At 53.8% G+C, this 22,957-nt stretch carries 26 protein-coding genes and 1 riboswitch; of the genes, 9 read left to right on the forward strand and 17 right to left on the reverse strand.

What is annotated here, in order from left to right; genetic code table 11:
* Positions 1 to 27: 27 nt before the first annotated feature.
* Both AC27IT_RS10620 and AC27IT_RS10625 read right to left on the reverse strand, forming a co-directional pair.
* Complete coding sequence (locus AC27IT_RS10620; protein ID WP_025845094.1) at positions 28 to 786, reverse strand: enoyl-CoA hydratase/isomerase family protein; 759 nt, start codon at positions 784 to 786, stop codon at positions 28 to 30.
* 182 nt (positions 787 to 968) lie between these two features.
* A complete protein-coding gene (locus tag AC27IT_RS10625) occupies positions 969 to 1,346 on the reverse strand; it encodes a Spx/MgsR family RNA polymerase-binding regulatory protein (protein WP_005832718.1) in 378 nt (125 codons plus the stop codon).
* A gap of 323 nt (positions 1,347 to 1,669) precedes the next feature.
* Between AC27IT_RS10625 and AC27IT_RS10630 the strand changes: the two genes are divergently transcribed.
* Positions 1,670 to 2,368 (forward strand): helix-turn-helix transcriptional regulator, encoded by a 699-nt coding sequence (locus tag AC27IT_RS10630; protein WP_007784168.1) that lies wholly within the window; start codon positions 1,670 to 1,672, stop codon positions 2,366 to 2,368.
* A gap of 160 nt (positions 2,369 to 2,528) precedes the next feature.
* Positions 2,529 to 2,795: a DUF2626 domain-containing protein gene (locus AC27IT_RS10635; RefSeq protein ID WP_005832721.1), complete on the forward strand. Its 267-nt coding sequence runs from the start codon at positions 2,529 to 2,531 to the stop codon at positions 2,793 to 2,795.
* A gap of 32 nt (positions 2,796 to 2,827) precedes the next feature.
* Here AC27IT_RS10635 and AC27IT_RS10640 read toward each other — a convergent pair whose 3' ends face one another.
* The gene (locus AC27IT_RS10640) at positions 2,828 to 3,964 is read right to left on the reverse strand and encodes a class I SAM-dependent methyltransferase (RefSeq protein WP_327944857.1); all 1,137 of its coding nucleotides are present in this window, start codon (positions 3,962 to 3,964) and stop codon (positions 2,828 to 2,830) included.
* A gap of 112 nt (positions 3,965 to 4,076) precedes the next feature.
* Here AC27IT_RS10640 and AC27IT_RS10645 point away from each other — a divergent pair, with 112 nt between their 5' ends.
* Complete coding sequence (locus tag AC27IT_RS10645; protein WP_487091782.1) at positions 4,077 to 5,150, forward strand: hypothetical protein; 1,074 nt, start codon at positions 4,077 to 4,079, stop codon at positions 5,148 to 5,150.
* Between the two features lie 13 nt (positions 5,151 to 5,163).
* Here the strand turns inward: AC27IT_RS10645 and AC27IT_RS10650 are convergent, their stop codons facing one another.
* Together AC27IT_RS10650 and AC27IT_RS10655 are read right to left on the reverse strand one after the other, a co-directional pair.
* The gene (locus AC27IT_RS10650) at positions 5,164 to 6,453 is read right to left on the reverse strand and encodes a CapA family protein (RefSeq protein WP_487091783.1); all 1,290 of its coding nucleotides are present in this window, start codon (positions 6,451 to 6,453) and stop codon (positions 5,164 to 5,166) included.
* A 94-nt stretch (positions 6,454 to 6,547) separates the two neighbouring features.
* Entirely contained in the window at positions 6,548 to 7,195 is a 648-nt protein-coding gene (locus AC27IT_RS10655) for an MBL fold metallo-hydrolase (RefSeq protein WP_007784159.1), read from the reverse strand.
* Positions 7,196 to 7,255: 60 nt separating this feature from the next.
* Between AC27IT_RS10655 and AC27IT_RS10660 the strand changes: the two genes are divergently transcribed.
* On the forward strand, positions 7,256 to 7,756 hold the full coding sequence (locus AC27IT_RS10660) for a hypothetical protein (protein WP_327944859.1): 501 nt from the start codon (positions 7,256 to 7,258) through the stop codon (positions 7,754 to 7,756).
* A 149-nt stretch (positions 7,757 to 7,905) separates the two neighbouring features.
* Here AC27IT_RS10660 and AC27IT_RS10665 read toward each other — a convergent pair whose 3' ends face one another.
* Together AC27IT_RS10665 and AC27IT_RS10670 are read right to left on the reverse strand one after the other, a co-directional pair.
* Positions 7,906 to 8,442: a hypothetical protein gene (locus AC27IT_RS10665; RefSeq protein WP_327944860.1), complete on the reverse strand. Its 537-nt coding sequence runs from the start codon at positions 8,440 to 8,442 to the stop codon at positions 7,906 to 7,908.
* A gap of 76 nt (positions 8,443 to 8,518) precedes the next feature.
* Positions 8,519 to 8,965, reverse strand: a complete 447-nt coding sequence (locus AC27IT_RS10670; RefSeq protein ID WP_005832734.1) for a hypothetical protein — start codon at positions 8,963 to 8,965, stop codon at positions 8,519 to 8,521.
* A gap of 134 nt (positions 8,966 to 9,099) precedes the next feature.
* Between AC27IT_RS10670 and AC27IT_RS10675 the strand changes: the two genes are divergently transcribed.
* Positions 9,100 to 9,579 (forward strand): DinB family protein, encoded by a 480-nt coding sequence (locus AC27IT_RS10675; RefSeq protein ID WP_310669842.1) that lies wholly within the window; start codon positions 9,100 to 9,102, stop codon positions 9,577 to 9,579.
* A 360-nt stretch (positions 9,580 to 9,939) separates the two neighbouring features.
* Here the strand turns inward: AC27IT_RS10675 and AC27IT_RS10680 are convergent, their stop codons facing one another.
* A complete protein-coding gene (locus AC27IT_RS10680; protein ID WP_007784152.1) occupies positions 9,940 to 11,274 on the reverse strand; it encodes a PhoH family protein in 1,335 nt (444 codons plus the stop codon).
* 199 nt (positions 11,275 to 11,473) lie between these two features.
* On the opposite strand from AC27IT_RS10680, the gene AC27IT_RS10685 reads away from it, so the two are divergent.
* Positions 11,474 to 12,094, forward strand: a complete 621-nt coding sequence (locus tag AC27IT_RS10685) for a YhcN/YlaJ family sporulation lipoprotein (RefSeq protein WP_005832742.1) — start codon at positions 11,474 to 11,476, stop codon at positions 12,092 to 12,094.
* Positions 12,095 to 12,190: 96 nt separating this feature from the next.
* On the opposite strand, the gene AC27IT_RS10690 is transcribed toward AC27IT_RS10685, so the two are convergent.
* The 3 genes from AC27IT_RS10690 to AC27IT_RS10700 form a co-directional block, all read right to left on the reverse strand.
* A complete protein-coding gene (locus AC27IT_RS10690) occupies positions 12,191 to 13,399 on the reverse strand; it encodes a trans-sulfuration enzyme family protein (RefSeq protein WP_283857960.1) in 1,209 nt (402 codons plus the stop codon).
* Positions 13,396 to 14,559, reverse strand: a complete 1,164-nt coding sequence (locus tag AC27IT_RS10695) for an aminotransferase class I/II-fold pyridoxal phosphate-dependent enzyme (RefSeq protein ID WP_005832746.1) — start codon at positions 14,557 to 14,559, stop codon at positions 13,396 to 13,398. The genes AC27IT_RS10690 and AC27IT_RS10695 overlap by 4 nt, the downstream gene beginning before the upstream one ends.
* A gap of 95 nt (positions 14,560 to 14,654) precedes the next feature.
* A riboswitch (SAM riboswitch) is annotated at positions 14,655 to 14,780 on the reverse strand.
* 89 nt (positions 14,781 to 14,869) lie between these two features.
* Positions 14,870 to 15,325, reverse strand: a complete 456-nt coding sequence (locus AC27IT_RS10700; RefSeq protein WP_003843022.1) for a pyridoxamine 5'-phosphate oxidase family protein — start codon at positions 15,323 to 15,325, stop codon at positions 14,870 to 14,872.
* A gap of 175 nt (positions 15,326 to 15,500) precedes the next feature.
* On the opposite strand from AC27IT_RS10700, the gene AC27IT_RS10705 reads away from it, so the two are divergent.
* Positions 15,501 to 15,809 carry a DUF5665 domain-containing protein gene (locus tag AC27IT_RS10705; RefSeq protein WP_035317338.1) on the forward strand — a complete coding sequence of 103 codons (309 nt, stop codon included), beginning with the start codon at positions 15,501 to 15,503 and terminating at the stop codon, positions 15,807 to 15,809.
* 6 nt (positions 15,810 to 15,815) lie between these two features.
* Here the strand turns inward: AC27IT_RS10705 and AC27IT_RS10710 are convergent, their stop codons facing one another.
* From AC27IT_RS10710 to AC27IT_RS10720, 3 genes are all read right to left on the reverse strand, one after another.
* Positions 15,816 to 17,204 carry a hypothetical protein gene (locus AC27IT_RS10710; protein WP_327944861.1) on the reverse strand — a complete coding sequence of 463 codons (1,389 nt, stop codon included), beginning with the start codon at positions 17,202 to 17,204 and terminating at the stop codon, positions 15,816 to 15,818.
* Positions 17,205 to 17,447: 243 nt separating this feature from the next.
* On the reverse strand, positions 17,448 to 17,720 hold the full coding sequence (locus tag AC27IT_RS10715) for a hypothetical protein (protein ID WP_005832754.1): 273 nt from the start codon (positions 17,718 to 17,720) through the stop codon (positions 17,448 to 17,450).
* Positions 17,721 to 17,730: 10 nt separating this feature from the next.
* Positions 17,731 to 18,048: a YlaH-like family protein gene (locus AC27IT_RS10720; RefSeq protein ID WP_005832756.1), complete on the reverse strand. Its 318-nt coding sequence runs from the start codon at positions 18,046 to 18,048 to the stop codon at positions 17,731 to 17,733.
* Between the two features lie 244 nt (positions 18,049 to 18,292).
* Between AC27IT_RS10720 and AC27IT_RS10725 the strand changes: the two genes are divergently transcribed.
* Positions 18,293 to 18,766, forward strand: coding sequence for a glutathione peroxidase (locus AC27IT_RS10725; protein WP_005832758.1), 474 nt, complete (start codon positions 18,293 to 18,295; stop codon positions 18,764 to 18,766).
* Between the two features lie 87 nt (positions 18,767 to 18,853).
* Here the strand turns inward: AC27IT_RS10725 and typA are convergent, their stop codons facing one another.
* A complete protein-coding gene (gene typA, locus AC27IT_RS10730; protein WP_005832760.1) occupies positions 18,854 to 20,695 on the reverse strand; it encodes a translational GTPase TypA in 1,842 nt (613 codons plus the stop codon).
* A 137-nt stretch (positions 20,696 to 20,832) separates the two neighbouring features.
* Between typA and AC27IT_RS10735 the strand changes: the two genes are divergently transcribed.
* Positions 20,833 to 21,447: a YhcN/YlaJ family sporulation lipoprotein gene (locus AC27IT_RS10735; protein WP_007784138.1), complete on the forward strand. Its 615-nt coding sequence runs from the start codon at positions 20,833 to 20,835 to the stop codon at positions 21,445 to 21,447.
* 75 nt (positions 21,448 to 21,522) lie between these two features.
* On the opposite strand, the gene speD is transcribed toward AC27IT_RS10735, so the two are convergent.
* Both speD and AC27IT_RS10745 read right to left on the reverse strand, forming a co-directional pair.
* Positions 21,523 to 21,927 carry an adenosylmethionine decarboxylase gene (speD, locus tag AC27IT_RS10740; RefSeq protein WP_005832764.1) on the reverse strand — a complete coding sequence of 135 codons (405 nt, stop codon included), beginning with the start codon at positions 21,925 to 21,927 and terminating at the stop codon, positions 21,523 to 21,525.
* Between the two features lie 236 nt (positions 21,928 to 22,163).
* On the reverse strand, positions 22,164 to 22,760 hold the full coding sequence (locus AC27IT_RS10745; protein WP_005832766.1) for a hypothetical protein: 597 nt from the start codon (positions 22,758 to 22,760) through the stop codon (positions 22,164 to 22,166).
* Positions 22,761 to 22,957 lie beyond the last annotated feature (197 nt).

Here is a 22,957-nt window from a genome sequence, read left to right on the forward strand (position 1 = left end):
AACGAGAAGAACCCGAATAGGCGAGAACTACTGCTTGGTGAGGAACTTTTGCACGACGGACACGTGTTCGGGACTGCCCCAGAGCTGTGCGCACTGATCGACTTCCCGCCTGATGCGCTCCTCGCGCACGAGCCCTTCCCGCTTCCAGCGGACGAGTTGCATGTACGCCTCGATCCCGACAAGCGGCTGCGCCGCTATTTTTTGCGCAAAGGCGTAAACGGCGTCCGCAAGCTGCTCGTGCGGATAGACTTCGTCGACGAAGCCGTAAGCCTTGGCCTGCTGTGCAGAAAGCCTTTCCCCGGCGAGCAAAAGAGCCAGTGCCTTTGACTCAGGGAGCAGGTCCAAAAGCCGGCTGCCTCCGCCCCAGCCAGTCGTAATATGCATGCTGATCTGGACGAAGCCAAACAGCGCCTGCTCGCTGGCGAAGCGGAAATGGCACGCCCCGGCAAATTCGCAACCGCCGCCTACCGCCGCACCGTTCACCATCGCGATGACCGGTTTCGTGCATCGGTCGATAGAAGACAGCAGATCCGCCACTTTGCTGAGCAGCGGATGCGCTTGCGCACGCCCTCGCGCCGCAATGAACTGGTTCAGGTCGCCGCCGGATACAAAGCTTTTGCCTGTGCCCGTGATGACGAGCACCTTCACCTGCGGATCGGCCTGGCAATCGGCCAGCACCTCGTGCAGCTCGTCGACCAGCTCCATGCTGATGGCGTTATGTACGTGCGGACGGTTCAGCGTAATCGTGGCAATCCCTGCTTCTTTTCGGATCAGTAACGTATCCATGAACAGTCTCCATCCTTTTCTTCGAATGTATTTGCTTTATTGTACCGTGTCGCCCGCGAAAATCATATCAGCGCGAGAAAACTTGGCTTTGCCGGTCTTTTGGCGAAGCCTTGGCTGCTCTTGTGCCGCTAGAACTTTTTAACGACGAAAAAAAAGAGAAGGCCTACGCCTTCCCTCTCCGGTTACGACAACAAGTTTTTCATGGCGGATGAATTGAAGCCGACGATCAGATTCTCGCCATCGGTGAGAATCGGACGCTTTAGGAGCTGCGGCTCTTCGCTCAGCATCTCCAGCAGCTCTTTTACAGACATGTCGTTGATGTCCACATCCAAGTTTTTGAAGCGCTGGCTTCTGGTCGACAAAATTTCGTCGAGTCCGTTTGTCGTCATTTTAATGATGTCGAGCAGCTCTTCGGCTGTCGGTGGATTTTTGAACAGGTGACGCTCTTCGTAGTTGACGCCATTCTCTGCCAGCCAAGCTTTGGCTTTGCGACAGGATGTGCAGCTCGGATACGTGAAAAACGTCAATTTTTGTGTTCGTGTACGCTCAGCAACTGCCATCGGTTACCCCTCCGTCTCATCTATACAAATTCATTTGCGTATGTTCTTGGTGCTGCTGTCTGCTTTCGTTAATTGCTTAGAGCTATTAACTTGCAAAAAGTAAGCTAATAAAAATTCTTTCTTTAGTTTGGATTATAAATCTACAATAAACACTATGTCAATAGTAGTTAATCTAAAAACTAGGCAGGAAATCGGGGGATGTGCTGTTGTAGCACACTGCCACCTTAACAAGCCACACAAAATCGGATACACTTATGAGGATGTGAAATTTTTTCAAACAAATGTTGAACAAGGCTTGTCACGTTGAGAAAGGGGTATCCGGCATGGACCAAGATGCGCAGAAGTTAACCAGTGCTTTGGCAGACCCCACCCGTTTTTCCATTTACCAGTTTGTCGCGTACAGCAAAGAGCCCATCACGGTTCAGGACGTCGCAGACCACTTTGCCATTCACCCGAATGTAGCGCGCCTGCACCTGACCAAGCTGGAGGACGTGAATCTGCTCACGGCCGTCTCGGACAAAAGCGGCAAAGGAGGACGTCCCAGTCGATTGTATTCACTGTCTGAACAGGTGGTGAGCCTGCAGTTCCCACCGCGCGACTATCAGTTGCTGGCCGATATCGCGATCGAAAGTCTGCTGTCGCTCGGTGAGGCGGGCGAAGCCGCTCTTATCCATATGGGGCATCGCATTGGTACAGAGATGGCGAAACGGGCGATTGTCCAAAGCGGATTGAATTTGCAAACGGCTACGTTGGAAGAAAAATTGCACCTGATCCATCGCCTCGTCGTGGCTCAGGGATTGAGACCGGACATTGAAAAGCTGGAAGACGGCAAGCTTCGTTTTCGCGTAAACAACTGCACGTTTTCCGACACCGCCAAGAAATATCCGAGCGCTGTCTGCCAGATGCACAACGCTCTTTTGATGGGAATATTCGAAACGTACTTAGGGAACATTGAATTACGTGAGGATGACTCCATGATTCGGGGCTGCAAATCGTGCAACTATACGGTCATCCAGTTCTGAGCAAGCGAAAACGTCCTCCCTTGGGCGCGCCCGTCTTTTTTTTGTTCGGCGCGTCAAAAAACCGTCATAGCTTTATCGTTTACACGTCTTCGCCTGTCCTATATAATGGGGAAGGAATCTTGTAAATCTTACCGATCTAGGCAAAAAGGGGGGACAACAAATGGATCGTATGTATCGCGTTCTCGGTTTTTGGACCATTGTAATCGCGCTGATGGCGTTCTGGGGCGGTCTGTACCCGATGTCGCTCATCTTCTTCGGTCTTACTGCATTCTTTGTAGCGTTGAGCTACATGAGCCTGACTGAACGAGTGTATATCAACATTTTCTTCGGCTTCATGTTCCTGTCTTTTGTAGGGTTCACGTACTACACCTTCTTCGTGATGCCTGTAGGCGGACAAGAACACGCTTTCATGCAACTGATGATGTAAGAAAAAAAGATGCTCAATCGCGAGCATCTTTTTTATTGGCGGAAAAACGCAGGCAAGGCAGCGGCATTCGGCTCCATGCCTTTTTGCTGTACCATGACCCGGAAGCGGCCGCCCAATCCGGCTGGGTCGATCAGTTGCAAAATCGCCCGGTTGCGCTTCATCGCCTTGCTTGTAAACGGGTCCGTATCCTGGTGCGCAACCGCTTTGTGCAGCAGCCCGCATTGCAGCAAAAACTTGTCCTGGCGCATGTAGCAAACCTCCTGCAAGCCTGCTGCTTCTCCATAGCGGCTCCAGGCGGAAAAGTTGACGTGCGCGGTAATATCCTGCTCCCCGACGTGGATGTACGGATTGTCGTGGGCCTGGTGGCGGTAGTAGCACATCAGCGTCCCTTTTTTTCGGCTCGGGTGGTACAGCTCTTCCTGGCGATCGCCGTAATCAATCGTCACGACAAAGCCTTTTGCCAAGAGGCGCCCTACTTCTTGCGCCGCCTGTTTCAACCCCAGGTTCACCTCGATCCGCATGCCTGCCGGAATCGGCAGAGCCGCGTCTATTTCAGCCAGAGCAGCGAGCAATGGCGCGGTCGGCTCCCGCAGCACCTCGCAAAATTGCCCCTCTTTGCAAGTCACCGCTACTTCCTGCCAGCCTGTCTTCGTCCGCTCGGCCACGTGAACGGGAAAGGCATCGAGCCATTCGTTGGACAGGACGACGCCTTCTACTGCTTCTCCGCAAGCGGCATCCGCAAGCGAAGCGTGCCACACCTTTTCCACCTCATGCTCGCGCAACGCTTCCTCCTGTCTTCTCCGGTGATAAGGGCTTGCTTCGATGAGAACGACTTTCAACCGTTTGTACACGTCCGGCGTACTCTCGCGTATTCGTCCCAGCATGCTGCTGCACAAGGAGCCGGTACCTCCGCCGATTTCGACGAGCACGGGCTGCTTTATCCCCGCTGCGCGCCACAGCTCGCTCACCGCATCCGCCAATGTTTCTCCAAACACCGCGTGTACCGTCGCGCTGGTAAAAAAATCGCCATCTTTGCCTACCTTGGGCAAGTCCGACATATAATAGCCATAGGCGTCGTGATAGAGAGCCAGCTCCATAAAGCGCGAAAACGAAATGGCGCGTCCCTCCTGGCTTTCGATTTCGTGGCGAATCTGTGCGATGATATCCATTCGTCTCTTCTCCTGCTATCCAAATTCAACCTGATAAGGCTATAATACGAAAAAGAAGTCATACAATGTGGAAAGGTAAGCGACTTCCATCATGAAAGCAAAAGGTGAAAACATGCGCAAATTTCTGCTCGTCTTGTTCCTGCTTGTATGTCCGCTGACGTCGTTCGCCCAGGAAGAAACGGCGCTTCCTCTGGAACAGCTCATCCTGCAGCAGCATTTCACTCAGAAAGAGCTGGAGCGAACCCTCACCTTGCTCAAGGATGAAGAGTCTCGGACATACCGGGATATCGCTCAAATCGACCTCGACCTGCAGCGTCAAAAGCTCGTGATCGAAGCGATGCAGCGCCATGCCGGCGAGGTGGCACGGGCTTACTACATGGGTGAACGAGTCAATCTTCTCACTCTTTTACTCAATGCTGAAAATTTCAATCAATTTTTATTGATGTTCGAATTTTATCAGCTACTGTACGAGCACGACATGAATCGGCTCCAGGCGTACCATGCCGAGCGCACAAAGCTTGCTGTCATGCAGACAGACAAGCAAGACCGGCTGGCTCTGCTCCAGGATCTGCGCAAAAAATACGAGCAGCAACTGGCCGAGATGCTCGCCATCCAGGCGGAAAAAGAGAAAAACGTGCAGAAGCTGGACGACCCGACGGCCGTAGAAGCGTTGATGGACCATTTGATTGATGATTGGGAAAAGCGCGGCTTGCCCGCCTTCCAGACGTTTTTCGGCATGCTGGCCAAGGTGATGGTGCAAGTGCCTGAGCTGGCTACGCCCGATCGCATCCAGTCGGACGGCTTTTTCAACCATACGCTGACGATCAAGCAGAGCGATTTCAACCAGTTTTTGATGCAAAAGGACGAGTTGTTCAAGCAGTCGCGCTTCTCTTTTGAAGACAACAAACTGATTGTCGAAGGCACCTACGACCATATGGAGCTTCGTCTGGTGGGCAGCTACGAGCTCGTCTCGCCCACCCAGTTGAAATTCCACATCAGCGAGCTTTACTTCGACGGCTTCGCGTTGCCGCAAGCGACCGTGGACGAGATGGAAAAAGCGTACGATCTCGGCTTTTATCCCGAGCTGATCTCGCCCAACATCCAGGTGCAGGGCATCAGCCTGCAAAACGAAGAACTGAAGCTGCAACTGAAGCTGAACTTGCCGTTCGGCTTCGGAAAGAAATAAGGCCAGCTATCCATTAGCTGGCTTTTTTTCCGGAGACAGCCGTATTCACGTGAACCGACATCTCCTTTTGCAAACGGGTCATGTACTGGATCGCTTCTTTGGTGAGGGTCGGATATTTTTCCCCGCGCATAAGCCCTGCCAGCGTTTCATTCACGGGATAAATCACGTAATTACGCTTGTTGTTTTTGCGGAAAAAATGAACGTAGGTCGGAAGCAGCTCCGCCTGTTCAATACTCGCTTTTCCGGACTCGTCCTTGTGCAAGGTGAGCTTGAGAATCGCGCCCACGTCCTTGTAATCCCAGCGCTGGGCCGAGACGAAGTTGCCAAGCGAATACGCAATCAGTCCTGTGTGCTCTGTACCGTCCTCCCGCGTGACCGTCTTCCACTCGTACGGCTGCACGACATGAGGGTGAGCGCCCAAAATCAGATCGGCCCCGTACGTCAGGCACAGCTCGGCTGTCCGAATTTGCTCCGCATTGGGCAGCCGCTGGTACTCGACGCCGAAGTGCAGCGCCACGGCGACCAGGTCCGCTCCCTTTTCCTTCGCCCGGGCAATGTCTTGCTTCATCACCTCAGGCGCGATCAGGTTCACGAGGTACGGCTTCTTTGGCGGAACGGGAATGCCGTTCGTCCCGTACGTATAGGACAGCAGGGCGAGCGTAAAGCCGTCCTTGGTCAAGAGAAGCGGCTCGTTGCGTTCCTCGGCGCTGGCAAACGTCCCCGTGTGCAAAATTCCTGCCTGATCCAAGTATTTGATCGTCTGCAGTACCCCCTGCTCCTTGCGATCCATCGAGTGATTGTTCGCAGTCGTTACTGCGGTAAAACCTACTTCCTTCAACGTTTGCGCCAAAGATTCCGGGGAATTGAACATCGGGTATCCCGAATAGCGGGCCTGGCTGCCGCTCATCGTCGTTTCCAGGTTGCCGATCACCCAGTCCGCCTCTTGAAACAGTGGCGTGACATAAGGGAAAAACTTGTTGAAGTCATAGGTTTTGGTCGCAGGGTTCCAGACGGCATCCATTTGCTCCTGGTGAACCATGATGTCCCCGACAGCGAGCAGCGAGATTCGCTGTTCCGGAAAACGCGAAGGCGCCTGTTCCGGGGGAGGGGCGGGCGGATTTGCTTCCGTGTCGGCGGCAGGCTCGTCTTGTGGCGGCTGCGGCGTGGCGGGCTCAGATGGGGTCACATGCTGGACAGGAGCCTTGGAAGCTTCGTGATCCGGGGCTGCCGGCGGGACGCACCCGACCAGGCTCATACAGCCGACCGCTGTGATGATGACCCACTTGCTCCATGCTTGCTTCATCGCAATAGCTCCTTTTGGCGTTAAGATAACCCCTTCTTTTTCGCCGCCATCCGACAAAATCCTCTTCGCATCTCCAGAAAGAGTCGAGCAGTCTTTACCGTAGCATGCCCGTTACAAACGGATTGTACGTTTTTTCGTAGTCAATCGTCGTCTTCGGGCCGTGCCCCGGGTAGACGATCGTGTCGTCATCCAGCTCAAACAGCTTGTCTTGGATGCTAATCATCAGCGTCTCGTAATCGCCCCCGGGCAAATCGGTCCGGCCAATGCTCTGCGCAAACAGTACATCACCGCCAAAGCAATGCTTGCCGATCACAAACGAACAGCTTCCTGGCGAATGTCCCGGCGTGTGCAGCACCTGGATGTCAAATCCGGCGAGCTGCAGCGTCTGCCCGTCAGCCAGTTCGTGCTCGGCGCGATCGCACACGATCGGCTCAGGCAGCCCCCAGCGGCTGGAACCGTTGAGATCGGGATTGGTCAGCCACTCCTGTTCCAGCGGATGGATGTACACGGGCGCTTTTGTCAGCGCGCGCACCTGGTTCAGTCCGCCGATATGGTCGAGGTGGGCGTGTGTCAAAAGGATCGCCACGACGTTTTTGCCGGAAATCGCCTGCAAGAGCCGCGCTGGCTCCATGCCGGGGTCAATGACAATCGTCTCTTCTGTATCCGTGTTGGTCAGGACGTAGGCGTTTGTTTGAAAGCCTCCCAAGGCAAAAGATTGGATGGCAAGCTGTTGATCGCTCATAGGAACCTCCCTGTTTTTTTGGTACGATAAGAAAAAAGCCTAGAGAAAAGGATGAAGCGCATGCGCCATATGTACGGAATCGAGCTTGCGATCCCAGACGGGAAATTGCCTGGCTTCTATGCTCAAGTCATACATAAAATCGGGGACCATGTCAATGTCTTTGATCGGGACAAACTGCTTTTTATCGTCGAAAACGAGACGGAAAAAGACAAGCTGGAGGCGATTTTGCAAAAGTCGCAGATGCTGGGCGACGGCTTCTCGCTGCTATTGCTTCCTCCCGAAGCGATGGTCGGGCACTTGGACGATATCGGTTTCGTCTCGCCGAATGACCATATGTTTGTGTATGCAGACCAGGTTGCGCTGTTTACGGTAGACAAAGCGTCTGGCACCCCTGCTGATCGCTGGGCTGCGGCTGAGCAGTGGAAGGAGCACGTCAGCGGCACGATCCCGCAAGCGGAGGAAGAAGAGACGATCTACCTGCTCGACAGCAGCCTGACCGAGCTTGTTGAAGGGATCGCCAAAGCCTATCAGGTGCAAGTGCAGTGGCTGCACAAAACGTAGCCGAGCCGATGCGCTGACTGCAGCCTTCGCCCAAAAAGAAAGTGAGCTCTCCGCTTTGGGAGAACTCACTTTCTTTCTGTCGGCTTGCCAGGGCTGGCGGGCCATGCGCTCCCTGCGCCAGCCAAGCGACTTCCTTCCTTGCTTGCTCGCTACTTGCTGTCAAACCGGAACCAGACCACCTGGTTGTCTTCAAGGCCGAAGTTGGCCGTGTACTTGCTGCCTTCGTACACGACTTCCTTTTCCCCGCTGCCTTCGCCGTACAGCTTTTTCAACTGCTCACCGCTGTCGTACATGGCAAGCCCTCGATACGTTTTGAACCGTGCAGCATCTTCTTTTGCCACTCCGCCGAGCATGATCGAGCTCAATTCGCCTTTTCTGACCTTGACGAGCAGTTGCGTGCGATCGAGCAAAAGCATGCCCATGACGGCCCCGCCTTCGCCTTTTGCCATTCTGTCCACCGTGTAGCTTTCCCGAGACACCATGTCCATAAAATCGGCTTTGCTCGGCTTGATGATGTCCATCGCTTCCTTGATGTTTTGGCCCAAGTAAATTCCGCCCACGCCGTATTCCCGCTGGTTTTCCGGATCGAATACGCCGGACGGCTCCGACTGCCCCGAACAGGCTGTCAGCATGAAGATGAATAGCGCCAACCATGCCAATATTCCGAATGAATTTCGCTTTGCCATCGTGCCCACCTACTTTAGCGGTATGTGCTTTTGCTATCTTACCGCACGCGGCAGGCACTGTTCAAGCTGTGGCCGGTCATTCCCGCGGGCCGCTCACCTTCTGCCGCGGGCGATTCGGCGGGTTGCTGTTATTGACCGACTGCTTGAATCCCTCCAAAATTTTCAGGACCGAAGCAAAAAACGGGGAACCGAACACGGCGATAATGCCCCACAGCCATGTTCCTACCTGCCATGGATTTTCCACGTAAGCCGAATCCGCTCCGGTCAAAATCAGCGCCGGGTCCAGGCCGAGCATGCCAAAAATCGCGCCGGCGGCCAACACCGAGATGAGCAGGTTGAAAAAGCGTTTGTAGTGCATCAGACGCGCCGCCTCATTTTGGTCCTCCCAGCAGTCTTCCTTCGGCTCGTAGTCAGTGGACAAAAACGGAATGATCGATTTGAACGCTTCTGTCACACCTGCCGCTGCGCTGGAAACAGCGGTTACATAAACAAAAAAGGCAATGGATGAGTCCAACGTGACCATGTGCGCTCCCTCCTTGATACATATGTATGAAGGGAGGAGGACAACTTGCAAAAAATTGTCCGGGCTTGTTTTCCTCGCTACGGATTTACGGTAACATGGAGACGAATGGAAATTGACGAAAGGTGGTTTTCGCCATGCAGGATTATTCATTCGTTTGGAATCAATACGATTTGATTCGCGGCCTGTTTTTGGAGGGCGTGACCAAGACGACTGAGGAGGAGGCTGACATCGTTCCGGAAGGATTTAAAAACAACATCCGCTGGAATATCGGCCATATTTTGCTCACGCAAGATTATTTGCTGCTTGGACCAGCCAAAATGAACTGTCCTCCGTCCTACGCGGCTATGTTTAGCCCAGGGACAAAACCGGCAGACTGGCAGGGAAACATCCCTTCCCTGGAAACGTTGGCTGCCCAGTTGAAGGAGCAGCATGCTCGCATCAAGGAGCAATTCCAATCCCGGCTGAACGAGCCGCTCCCGAAGCCGTTTGAACTGGGAGACAAGGGTGTTATGCACACGTATGGCGAAATTATGGTCTTCACCCTGTTCCACGAAGGCATGCACATCGGCATGATCTCTTCCTTGCGCAAGGCGATTGCCGCAGCCAAAGCCTAGCCCTTATCATTTGCCTGCAAAACGCGGAGCCGTCCACACGGCTGTCCGCGTTTTTTTATGGACGTGGAACGCACGTTGATTTGAGCCAAAAAGCGAAACCGCTCCCAAATAGGGAGCGGTCCTTTGTCGAGCCCGATTGCTTATGGGGTTTAACCGGTTATTCTCTTTGGCACTTCAACCTCCATGAAAGAGATAGGTTACCCAAGGAATCGGCTTATTTCCATACGACTTTCGTCGACTGCTTGTTCATGGTTATCCACGGATCTTCGCCTCCTGCAAGGCATTTCGCCGTTTCTTACATGAATCGTCGGGCTCGACAACTATAGTATGGTCAGCCAGTCGGTTTTCATACACGATTTTTTACAACAAATCGGCAGCCAACTGGGCAAGCACGCTGCGCTCGCCTTTTTCCAGGCGAATGTGCCCGGCCAGCTTCTGATCCTTGAACACCTCGACCACGTACGTCAGTCCGTTGTTGCTTTCGTCCAGGTACGGATGGTCGATCTGTTCCGGGTCGCCCATCAGGACGATTTTCGAGCCGTCCCCTACCCGCGTCAGGATCGTTTTCACCTCGTGCTTCGTCAAGTTTTGCGCCTCGTCAATAATGATGAACTGCCCGGGAATGGAACGACCGCGAATATACGTCAACGCCTCGACTTGCAGACTGCCCATCCCCGCCAAAATTTTATCGAGATCGCCTGGTCGCTTCGTGTTGAACAAATATTCCAGATTATCATAAATCGGTTGCATCCACGGCCGCAGTTTTTCTTCTTTCTCGCCGGGCAAATAACCGATGTCTTTTCCTAAAGGAACGATAGGTCGTGCCACTAACAGTTTTTTGTACTTTTGCTGGTCTTCGATCTGCAGCAGCCCCGCTGCCAGCGCCAGCAACGTCTTTCCTGTCCCCGCTTTGCCCGTCATGGTCACCAGCGGGATATCATCTCGCAGCAAGAGATCGGTTGCCATCCGTTGCTGCACGTTTCGGGCCCGGATGCCCCAAATCGGATCGTCGTCTGAAACAAGCATTTCCAGCGTTTTTCCATCGGGGTCCACTTTTCCGATGGCAGAAATGGACGGGTTGCATTCGTCCTTCAGTACGAGAAACTGATGCGGATAAAAGCGGTAGCGAGGGAAACAGGAGGCCAAGTGCAGTTTTCTCGTCGCGTAGTACGTCTTGATGATCTCCGAGGCGACCAGCATTTTCTGATAACCCGTGTAGATGCTGGAAAATTCCCCCACTACGCGATCGGAGAGAAAATCTTCTGCCGAAATATTCAAGGCATCTGCCTTCACACGCATGAGCGCATCCTTGCTCACCAATATGACGGGTCTGGGCTGTGGGGATTGGTTCTCCTCCTCCTGCAGATTAAGTGCAACCGCCAAAATGCGGTTGTCATTGGTCATTTCCGTAAATTGCTTTTGCAGTTGATGAAGCGAGGAATGGTTCAGCTCCACCCGAAATAGCCCGCCTGTCTCCAGGGTAATGCCTTTGTGCAAATGACCCAGCTCACGAAAACTGTCAAAGAGCCGCGATACGTACCGAGCGTTGCGGCCAATTTCATCCATGTACCGCTTTTTGGAATCGATTTCTTCCAACACCACAGCGGGTATGACAATTTCGTTGTCAGCGAAAGAGAACATCGCCCGTGGATCTTGCAGGAGTACGTTGGTGTCCAGTACGTAGATTTTCTTCAAAATCTCGCCTCCTATTACCCTTCTTATATACGGTATGCAATTTTTGGAGGGATGCTCAATTGTGGCGACGTGATGTACTACAGTCTATGTTCGGTCGGACAGAGATAGACGGCCCTTTGGCAGAATGAAATGGGGCTGCAAGGACAAAATACAGGTAACCTGCCCTCCGCTTTCAGGAGGCATTACGGGGAAAGGGAGAATGCGTATGAAACGGATGATTATCGGCTGCCTGGGCGCCAGCCTGCTTTTGTCTGGATGCATGTCGAACAACAAGCCGCCAGCCAATCAGGCTGCCCCACAGCCCAACCAGCAAGTGCCTCATACCCAGCGCGTCCAGCAAACGGCCCCGGAACCAGCTTACAACCAATCTTCGCAAGCGACGGCCGACCGGCTTGTGCAACTGGCTACCCGTGTGAAAAAGGTTAACGGTGCGACGGCGGTCGTCATCGGCAAGATCGCTGTCGTCGGGATTGATGTGGATGCCCATCTCGATCGGCCCGAGGTCGGCGTCATCAAGTACACCGTTGCCGAAGCGATGAAAGAAGACCCGCAGGGCGCAAACGCAATCGTGACAGCCGATCCGGACATCGTCCAGCGCCTGAAGGAAATGGCTGCGGACATTCGCCGGGGCCACCCGATCTCGGGCTTCGCCGAGGAGTTGGCTGACATCGTCGGCCGCATCATTCCACAGTTGCCGCGCGACGTAAGGCAGCGGGAGGAAACGCCCTCGCAGGAAAATGAACAGCGCATCAACAAAGACGGCCGCGCGACACCGCAAGGAAACGACAAGATCAACGTAAACCGCACAGGCGCACCATAAAAAAAACTCTCTCGAAGCCATTTCAAGGATGAGCGAACGCGTTTTAGTGAAAGATTTACGATTCAGTAAAGAAAAAGAGGCATTCGCCTCGGGAAATTACGCCCGGGAGAATGCCTCTTTTTGTTGCGGCTGGACGGATTGTTGTGGCTGAACCGAACTCAGCGGCGGCAATGCGTCCAGTGCCTGCTTCAAGTCCGCGAGCAAGTCGTCCACGTCCTCCAACCCTGCGGACAACCGGATCAAGCCATCGGTAATGCCGCGCGCTTCCCGCTCCGCTGCGGGCATCGCCGCATGCGACATCATCACCGGATACGACAAGATCGTCTCGACAGCCCCCAGGCTCACTGCCACAATCGGCAGCTTCACCCGGTCAAACAACGCCTTGGCTCGCTCACGGCTCCCTACATCGAACGACAGAACCGCACCGTGGCCGCTTGCTTGCTGTTGCTGGACGAGATGCCCCGGATGGTCAGCCAAGCCCGTGTAGTAAACGCGGCTCACGCCAGGGTGCGTGGACAGCCACTCCGCGAGAATCCCTGCCGACTTTGTGCTGACATCCAGACGTGCCTTGAGCGTTTTCAGCCCGCGCATGACGAGCCAGCAATCCTGTACCCCAAGAATCGCGCCCATGCCGTTCTGGATCAGGTACAGTTGCTCGCCGAGCGCGGCGTCGCGCGTCACTGCCAGCCCGGCAACCACGTCGCTGTGGCCGCCGATAAACTTGGTCGCGCTGTGGATGACGACGTCCGCCCCCAGCTCCAGCGGCCGCTGATAGTACGGCGTCAAAAACGTATTGTCGACAATGACGAGCAGCCCGTGCTCCTTCGCAACGGCTGACACCGCCGCGATGTCGGTCACTTTCAGCGTCGGATTGGACGGCGTTTCCAGATACACTCCCTTGGTCGCCGGAGTAATCGCCTCCCGCACGGCCTCTGTCTGGGTCGCATCGACAAACGTAACGGAAATGCCCATTCTCGACAGCACGCGGGTCAAAAAGCGGAAGGTGCCGCCGTACACGTCCTCCGCGACTACGATATGGTCGCCAGCCGAAAACAGCATGAACACGCTGGAGATCGCCGCCATGCCGGACGAGAAAGCAAAGCCGCGCGCGCCGCCTTCGAGAGCGGCAATCGCTTCCTCCAGCGCGTGTCTGGTCGGATTGCCGGAACGGGCGTAGTCATACGTGCCTGGCTGGTCGAGATCAAACTGGTGAAACGTGGAAGCCTGGTAAATCGGAACCGACGACGCCCCTGTGAACGGATCGATGCAAGTAGAGCCATGCAAAACCTTCGTTGCGAAATTCATCGCGCAGCCCCCCCAACGACAAGACTTGCGTCCAAAGCCTGAAACAGATCAGCGATCAAGTCTTCCGGATGCTCAATCCCGACCGACAGCCTCAGCAATCGGTCACAAACGCCGACATACTCCCGTACTTCCAGCGGAATGTCAGCGTGGGTCTGTGTCGCCGGATACGTACACAACGACTCGACGCCGCCAAGGCTTTCCGCAAAAGAAACGATGCGCAGATTTTGCAAAAACAAGCCCACCTGCTCCGCAGACCGTACCCGGAATGAAACCATACCGCTATAACCGCTTGCCTGGCTCGCCTGGATGGCATGCCCGGGGTGTTCTTGCAGCCCTGGGTAAAACACTTCGGCGACAGCCGGATGCTCCTGCAGCTTTTTTGCAACCGCGAGCGCGTTTGTCTGATGTCTTTCCATGCGCAGCGCCAATGTCTTCATTCCGCGTACCAACAGCCAGCTATCTTGTGGACCCAATACCGCTCCGATGGAATTATGCAAAAACCGGATTTTTTCCGACAACTCCTCGCCTTTTGTCACGATCAGTCCGGCCAGTACATCGTTGTGGCCACCCAAGTACTTCGTCGCACTGTGCAACACGATATCTGCGCCAAGCTCCAGCGGGCGTTGACAATAAGGGGTCATGAACGTGTTGTCGACTATCGTCAAAAGTCCATGCTGCTTTGCCAGCCCGGCGATTTGGCGAAGATCGGTAATCTGCATGAGCGGATTCGTCGGCGTCTCGACGAAGATCGCCTTTGTCTCGGCTCGCAGCGCGTTTTGCACCGCTTCCAGGTCGCGCAAGTCTACGTACGTAAAAGACAGGCCGTAGCGGGAAAGCACCTGCTCAAACAAGCGATACGTCCCTCCGTACAAATCGAGCGACACAATGAGATGATCTCCCTGGGAAAACAGCCCCATGACCGTATGAACCGCCGCCATTCCCGATGCGCAGGCAAAGCCCGCATCGCCCGATTCTGCCTCGGCGATGGCTTCTTCCAAAACCGTGCGGGTCGGATTGGCCGTGCGTGTATAGTCAAAGCCTGTGCTCTGCCCCAATGCCGGGTGGCGATATGCGGTGGCATAGTAGACAGGAAAGCTGACCGCCCCTGTTTTTTCATCTCTGCCTACGCCTGCTTGAATCAATTTTGTTTCCAGTCTCATACGTAACTCTCTCCCTCCAATGATGTACGAGGGGCATGAAAAAAGCCCCCTTTCCTCTGAAAGAAGGCTTTGTTTACGTCACCGTAAGCAAGACCTTCTCATCTTTCAGAGTTAAAAAACTCTGCAGGAATTAGCACCATTATCTCCCCGCATGAACGAACATGCAGGTGATTGGTTGCCGGGCATCATCGGGCCAGTCCCTCCGCCTCTCTGGATAAGAAGTTTTGCTATTCAATTTGAATGACCTAATACTAAAGGATACGGCGGTTTTTTGTCAACAGGATTTTCCACTGTTGTGCGGCCGTCTTGACTAGGCGTTTTTCAGCGCAGTCATGACCTGGTTGTCCAGCTTCGCAGCCGCGTTTTTGTCGTACGTCTTTTCGTATTGCGGTTCTACGGAAATGCGCGAGCCGTAAAACATGACGTCTCGGACGGAGTCAATCGCGATCTCCACCAGCGCCAGCTTCAGCGGAACGCCCTCCAGCCGCTCGGCTTTCACTGCGGCGCGTCCGTTGATCGCAAAAGAGGAGCCTGCCCCGATCAGATGCAGGACGACCTGCGGCTCTTTGGCAATATTGGCGAGTATGCGCGAGCGGTTATCCACGGCAAAGCGGATGAGTCCGCTGTTCACCGCCAATGTCCAGGACAAGGAGCTGAGCGATGGCGCTCCTGTCTCGTGATCGACGGTGCCGAGCGTCACAAATCGCTCTTTTTGCAGGAGCGCGAACAGTTCTTCCGACAAGGTTTGGGATACGGTTTCAGCCATTCGGATGCCTCCTCGTAAACGGTAGTACGTCTATTGTACCCCTCGCATCTGCCATTAGGCAAACGTTTCCTCCCCGCCTTGATTCTGCCTGTTTTTTTCCCTACACTGGTAAAAAACAAAGCCGTACCGGATAAGGAGGTTGGAAAAAGTGGCACCTACGCCTACAGACCGGCTTATGCACAAAATCGACCAGGTCCTCCACGAGCTGCAGGAAGTGAGGAAATTGAACGAGCGCATGGACAAAATCGCCATGTTTTTGGAGGATATCCGGCTCGCAGACGTGATCCAAAACTACACAGCCCCGCGCAAGCTGCTCTGGATCAATTTCCTCGCAGGGCTTGCCCGGGGTCTTGGCTTGACGATTGGAACAGCGATCGTGCTGGCGCTGCTCGGCTCGCTTTTGACGCAGTTTCTCTCGATCCCTATCCTCGGCGATTACATCCGCGAGCTGGTCGAGTATGTTCAGACTTACAAGCAGCCGTAAACGAGACTACTTGCCGCTTCTTTTGCCGCGGTCGTCGTCATCGTCGTCGTCGCGGTCATCGTCGCGGTCATCTTTGTCGCCATCTTTCCATTTGCCGTCGTAGTTTTTCCAATAGCCGTATGCTTTTCCGTTTGGATAGTGGTGCTTGTCTTTATCCTTGTCGTCCTTATCGTCATCCTTCTTCGGCACGGCGGTAATTTTCGTGCTCAGCGCGATGTCCGCCTGCTTTACCAGCTTGTCTTTCGCGTACAGTTCCAGATGGACGGTTTTCGCAGCAAACGAGCGGTTTTTGTAGGTAAAGGTCACGGTGTATTCGCCCTTGTCGTTTGGCTTGATCTCCTTTTTCTTGCCGTCCGGGGTGACGACGACAAGTTTTGCTTTTTGCTTCTCGTCCCAGCCCTTGACGGTGCCTTTCAGTTGAACGGACTTTTTCTTCAAATCGTGCACTGCCGTTCCGGCAATGGCATAGGCCGCGCCAGGGTCTTTGTCCGGTGGGTTGACGACATCGACTTTGATCGTGTCGGAGTCGACTTTTTTCCCGTCTTCATATACTTCGACCAGCGCTTCGCCGCTTGCGGCTTTCGCCTTCACGTCCTTGACCGTCACGCTGAAGCTGTCCACCCCGTCCCACAGCTTCTTCAAGCTCGTCTCCTGTTTCACGCCGTTGTAGGAGACGACGACCTTGTCCGCTCCGTGCTTGACGACACCTTTTACCTGCCATTCGGCTTTTTTGGCGTCGTACACGGAAAAGGCGTGGATCAGCCTGCTTTTTTCCTCGTCAGCCTGCGGGATGAGCTTAACTTTTTCACTGTCCGCCAACAGACTGCCGGCATACGCCTGTACGGTGACGTATTGGACGGAATCTGTTTCCGGCGCGGCAAAGCTCACGGTAAACGAATGCTCGCTCGTCGGCACTGCCTCGATGAAGTCGCCGTTCGGCTTGGTCACGACTACTTTGGTCACTTCCGGCGTCACGATGCCTTTGATGTACACCTTGCCGTTTTCGGTCTGCGCGCTCACGCTGACCAGTTCCTCGTCCGCCTCTGTGCGGCGAACTTCCAGCCAGATGTCGCCGTAATAGTCGCGATAAATGCGCTCCCACTCCGACTTGTTCGTTTCCATGTATGTTTGCAGCTTCGTATTCAGATGGATCGGATCTACAATCAGGTACAAATGGTCTGCCTGGTTTTTCAGCAGCATATTCAGCGTAGCCGGGTCGTTTTTCGCAAGCTCTTTCAGGTTGTAGCGGGTAACCTGCTTGCCTTCGTCGCTCATCACTACCTTGGTCGCCGGCGTGCTGCTGGAGCTGGCATCTGCAAAAATCGGCGTCAGGCAGCCGATGAGTCCCGCCGCCGTGACGACCGCCAATACGGGCTTGGTCATGATCTTTTTCACTGGTGTCTCCCCCTCTATTTTTGCCAATCATCCCCTGTCTTCTGTGGGCAACCATACAGACGTAGCGTTTTTTTCAAAAGTTGCACCGCAGCCGAAAACACGTCTTAATACCCACAGCGGCTCCAGACAGCAAAAAAGCGCGCCGGGACACTCTGAACGCCTAATAATGCCCCCGTGCGCACGACAAAAAAGACTCTTCCGCCGCCGAACAGGTCGGAGCCGGAAAGAGTCTTTTCCCTTTTTTTAACTATTGTATTTAGGCTCGTTTTCAATCGCGACCAGCAAGGACTCGACCGTTTCAGCCGGATATTTGCGCTCGAACGTCGCCGCTTCCTCCTTTGCCGTCAGCACGTACCAGCCGCCTTCCTGCCGATAGGCAAGCTCGCTAAGCGCGTGGTCCTCCTGCAACATCTGCAAGAAAAACGCCGCCGTCTCCTGCGCCGACTGATCGTCCGGCCGCGCGTCTGCTACCACTTGAATCTGCAGCCAGTTAAAGAGTGCATCATCACGTTTCACGAGGGCCACCTCACTTTCGCTCCGGTTTGATTCTCAGCTTGACGACGACCAGAATGACAATCGCGACCAGCATCGCGCTCTTCACAGGAAGCTGGACGTCCAAAATCGCAAAGATCAGCGCCCCGACGAACAGGAGAAGGTATAAAAGCAACGTTTTCAAGATCGGCATGCGAATTACCGTCGCAAACCCCAGGTAGTAAACGATAATTAATTGCACAAACAAAATCCAAGCCCGATTATGGTCCGCCCACAGGCGGAAGCTGTCGTAGGCGCTCAGTTGATCCGGGTTTGCCGGTACGTAGGTTGAAGCAAGGTGTATCCAGTCCATCACAAATCTCTCCTGTAATGCAAAAGGCCGTGTCCTCTCACCGCGACGGGAAAGACCCGCTCTTTTGCATAATCTTTTCCTTTTTCCAACGTTTTTTCGTATGTATCCTTTTTACTTTATCAGGTGATGGATTTCCTGTCAAAAACGGACTGCTCCTGCACTTGGCGCACGACAATGCTAGCCTGCCTTTTCGCGGACATGCTATGATGAGAGGGTCGCAAACTTAGAAAAAGGTGGGAAAAACATGAGCCTGTACGATATTTCCGTCAAGACGATTTCCGGCGAAGAACAGACGCTGGCCGAGTACAAAGGACGCGTTTTGCTGATCGTCAATACCGCCAGCCAGTGCGGACTAACCCCGCAGTACAAAGGCTTGCAGGAGCTGTACACGCGCTATGCGGACAAAGGATTCGCCGTTCTCGGCTTTCCGTGCAACCAGTTTGCCGCTCAAGAGCCTGGCAGCGAGGAAGAGATCGCGGCATTTTGTGATCGCCACTACGGCGTAACGTTCCCGCTGTTTGCCAAAATCGATGTGAACGGTCCGACTGCCCATCCTTTGTACCAGCACCTGAAAGCCAACGCTCCCGAAGGCCAGGGTGAAGAGATCGAATGGAACTTCGCCAAGTTTCTCGTAGACAAGGAAGGCCGTATCGTCAAGCGCATCGGTGCCCGCGTGCAGCCGGAAGACGTGGCCGCTGACATCGAACGCTTGCTGTAAAAAACGGCTTCCCTGCCAAACCAAAAGCCGCTTTGCCCATCATCGGGGACAAAGCGGCTTTTATTGTACCGCGATCGCGCCGCGAGCTTACGCTTGCGGTTGTGCTTCCCAGCGCTTTTGCTTTTCGTAGCGCTCGCGATCCGATTTGTTCAAATACTTTTTGCGCAAACGGACGGATTGTGGCGTAACTTCGCACAGCTCGTCGTCGTTCAAATACTCCAGAGCCTCTTCCAGTGTCAGCAGGCGAGGGGTCTTCATTTTCACCGTCTCGTCCTTCGTTGCGGAGCGGACGTTGGTCGCGTGCTTCTCTTTGCACACGTTGACGGTCAAGTCGTTGTCGCGGTTGTGTTCGCCCACGATCATGCCTTCATAGACTTCCGTACCCGGCGTGATGAACATGATGCCGCGATCCTCGACAGACATCAGGCCGTACGTGGTTGCGGTTCCGGTCTCGTGGGAAATGAGCACGCCTGCGTGACGTCCACCCACAGCGCCCTGGACAAGCGGACGATAGCTGTCAAAGGAGTGGTTGAGGATGCCGTAGCCGCGTGTGATCGTCAAAAACTCCGTGCGGTAGCCGATCAGTCCGCGGGACGGAATGATGAACTCCAGACGGACCTGGCCGAAGCCGTTGTTGACCATGTTGACCATCTCGGCCTTGCGTTGGCCCAGCGTCTCCATGACAGCCCCGGTGTATTCTTCCGGCACGTCGATCACGAGAAACTCAGCCGGCTCCATTTTTTGTCCGTCGATCATTCGCACGATGACTTCCGGCTTGGACACGCCCAGCTCGAAGCCTTCGCGGCGCATGTTTTCCACAAGGATGGACAGATGCAATTCCCCGCGTCCAGATACAATGAACGCATCTGGAGAATCTGTTTCTTCCACACGAAGAGATACATCTGTCTCCAGCTCGGCCATCAGGCGATCGCGCAGCTTGCGGGAAGTAACGTGTTTCCCTTCGCGGCCTGCAAACGGGCTGTTGTTCACCAAAAACGTCATTTGCAATGTCGGCTCGTCGATTTTCAACAGAGGCAACGCATCCGGGTGGTCGACGTGGCAAACGGTTTCGCCTACGTTGATATCGTCAATCCCTGCGATCGCGACGATGTCCCCTGCTCTCGCCGTTTTTTGTTCCACGCGCTGCAAGCCGGAGAAGCCGAACAGCTTTTGAATCCGCGCTTTTTTCACTTCGCCGTTGCGCGTGGTGACCGATACCATTTCATTTACATTCATGGTTCCGCGATAAATGCGGCCAATCCCGATACGACCCAAAAAGTCGTTATAATCCAGCATCGTTACTTGCATTTGGAGTGGTGCGTTTTCATCGGCATCAGGTGCGGGCATGTGCTCAACAATGGTGTCGAAAAGTGGACGAAGGTCGCCTTCCAGTTTATCCGGCTCCATTCCGGCGATACCTTGCAGGCCGGAAGCATAGACGATCGGGAATTCCAGTTGATCTTCCGTCGCATCGAGATCGATAAACAGGTCGTACACTTCGTTGATGACTTCTTGAGGACGTGCATTGTCGCGGTCTACCTTGTTCACGACAACGATCGGGGTAACTTTTGCTTCGAGCGCTTTTTTCAATACGAAACGGGTTTGTGGCATACAGCCTTCAAATGCGTCAACAATCAAAAGGACGCCGTCCACCATGCTCATGATCCGCTCTACCTCGCCACCGAAGTCGGCGTGGCCTGGCGTATCCAAAATGTTGATGGTGAACTCTTTGTATTTCACGGACGTTGTTTTCGCCAGGATCGTAATCCCGCGTTCCCGCTCCAGGTCGTTGGAGTCCATCATTCTCTCCTCTACCTGCTGGTTGCTGCGGAATGTGCCCGATTGGATCAAAAGCTTGTCGACCAACGTTGTTTTTCCATGGTCAACGTGGGCAATAATGGCAATGTTGCGTATGTCAAGACGCTTCATGTGAACCTCCTCTGTTATGCATACCTTCCATATTAACAGGTCGCGAAACACGGCACAATGGGCATTTTTTTACTCGGAAACACTTCCTGATTAGCATGCGCCACAATCGACATACTAAAGACAGGAGGTGGTCTGCCATGAGGAAAAACGAGCCAAGCTATTTCACAGGTTTGTTCTTGATCGCAGCAACGCTTGTCGGGTGCGCGTCTTCCAACGCAGGGCCTGACACGGGCGCACAGACGCAAAGCAGTTCGCATCCAGCGACACCGATGACTCGCTCAAGCATCGGACACGATTTTAACGCCTATACGCAAGGAATCAACGCCCAGAACTACCTCAAAGGGTACACCTCAAACGGCTTCAATCAAGACCTGGCAGAGCAGCTTACAAAAGCGGCCGATGATGTCCCGGGCGTCGATCGCGCTACTGTCGTCGTAAGCGGCCAGGACGCCATGATCGGCATTCGCGTGCGCGACAACCTTGGCGAGCCGCAGGCAAAAGTGATCGAGCAGCAAGTCCACTCTGCTTGTCGGGCTGTGTCGCCTACCTTGCAAATGCAAGTCTCGTCCGACCAAGCCGTCTTTGACCGCGTGCGTGCGATCAACGCGCAAATTTACGAAGAAGCGACAAACCGCAGCAACCAGGTTTTGCACGAGGGCACCTCGGTAGAACAAAAAATAACGAACACCTCGACCGAATTTACCAGACTTCTGCACGACATGCGCACGACGATCCAGCAGCCGTTGCGGTGATGGATCGACAGCGCATGCTCACGTAAAAGAGGTGCGGACATGTCTCCCGCACCTCTTGAATACTCTTCCGTTTTGTTACTTACTCACAACTTCAGCCACTTTGATTTCTGGCTCAACCACTTGCAGTTCACCTGTTCCGCGAACGAGTTTCTTCGCGTAGGTTTTCTCCGGCTTCAGCACGGATACCAAGTAGTCGATGGCAACTTGCGGATCGACTGTCTCGCCACAAGTGTAGCAATCCAGAGCGGCAAAACCGCGCTCAGGATAAGTATGAATGGACAGGTGGCTTTCCGAGAGAAGAACCAGCACGGTAGCACCCTGAGGAGAGAACTGCTTCGCTTGCACGCTCAGCACCGTAGCTCCGCATGCCTCAGCAGCTTCAATCATTTCCTTTTTCAAAAATTCTGCGTCGTTCAACAAGTCAAACTGAACTCCCCATGTGTCAACAGCAACGTGTCTTCCGAAAGTCGAGTATTCCATCTTTCGGTTCCCCCTTCCTAGCAAGTGTAATGTTAAACATCGCTAGGACCTGCGTCATTCACTAACGGGGGCGGTTTCCCTCTTGTTATCCACCCTTTGAAGTGAATCCTGGTTCCTAATCCTGTTTCCAACGAAAACAACAATACCATGTATTTGCCTACTTTGACAATACCCTTTTTCGAGAAAGTCCATGAAAAAAACGGGCACCACTCGGCACCCGTTTTGTCTTACGTTTTTTATACTTCTAGTTCAAACAGACGCTGCGACAACATCACTAAACGCGTATCGATTGCTGGAAGTTTCTCCGGAGCAGCTCCCTTTGCCCAATTACGCAAATCCAGCCAGCGGTCCGTTTCCTGACGCAAGGACTCAATCTCCCTTTCGCTGCCCTCTTGCTGGAACAACGCTTCCAACTCGTTGGCAATGTTCAGAGAGGTATCTTCAAAGATGGACGTCTCCTCGTCCCCCGACAGCTCCTGGATGCTGACCACCGATCCTTGATCGTAGTGGTACACCATCGTGAAGCCTTCGTAAATTCTGTGGACGATTCCATAGCCCCGAAACGTTTTCATCGCTTTTCTCATCGCATTCGCCAACTGCCGATCCCGAATGAGATAGGAGCTGTCGCAAGAGTAGCGATTGCCGACACGGCAAAAGCTCAGTTGAATTTCGCCGTTATGGTCAGACAAGATTACGTCGCGGTCGCCGTTGTCGCATACTTTGACATCGACTGAAATGTGTTCATTGGTGAAGAGCGAGACGAATTGGTTCAACTCCTCTTCATTCACCGTAAAATAGGCCTTGGCGTAGTTGGTTGCTAAACGCTGTGCCATAAATATCTCCTCAATTCTTTTGGTTTCCGTGGGCCAGTTACGACCAAACTGTGTCCAAATGTAGAGGAGATACGCTAAGTGTCAACGAAAGAACGCTGTAGAACCTGGCCTTGCCCCGCGAATCGAAAGTCGATTTGGGTAATGAAGGCGGATCACCTACTTTTTGTTTTTCCGAAAAAAAGCCATCCTTGACACCT

The organism is Brevibacillus sp. YAE8 (assembly GCF_057543335.1).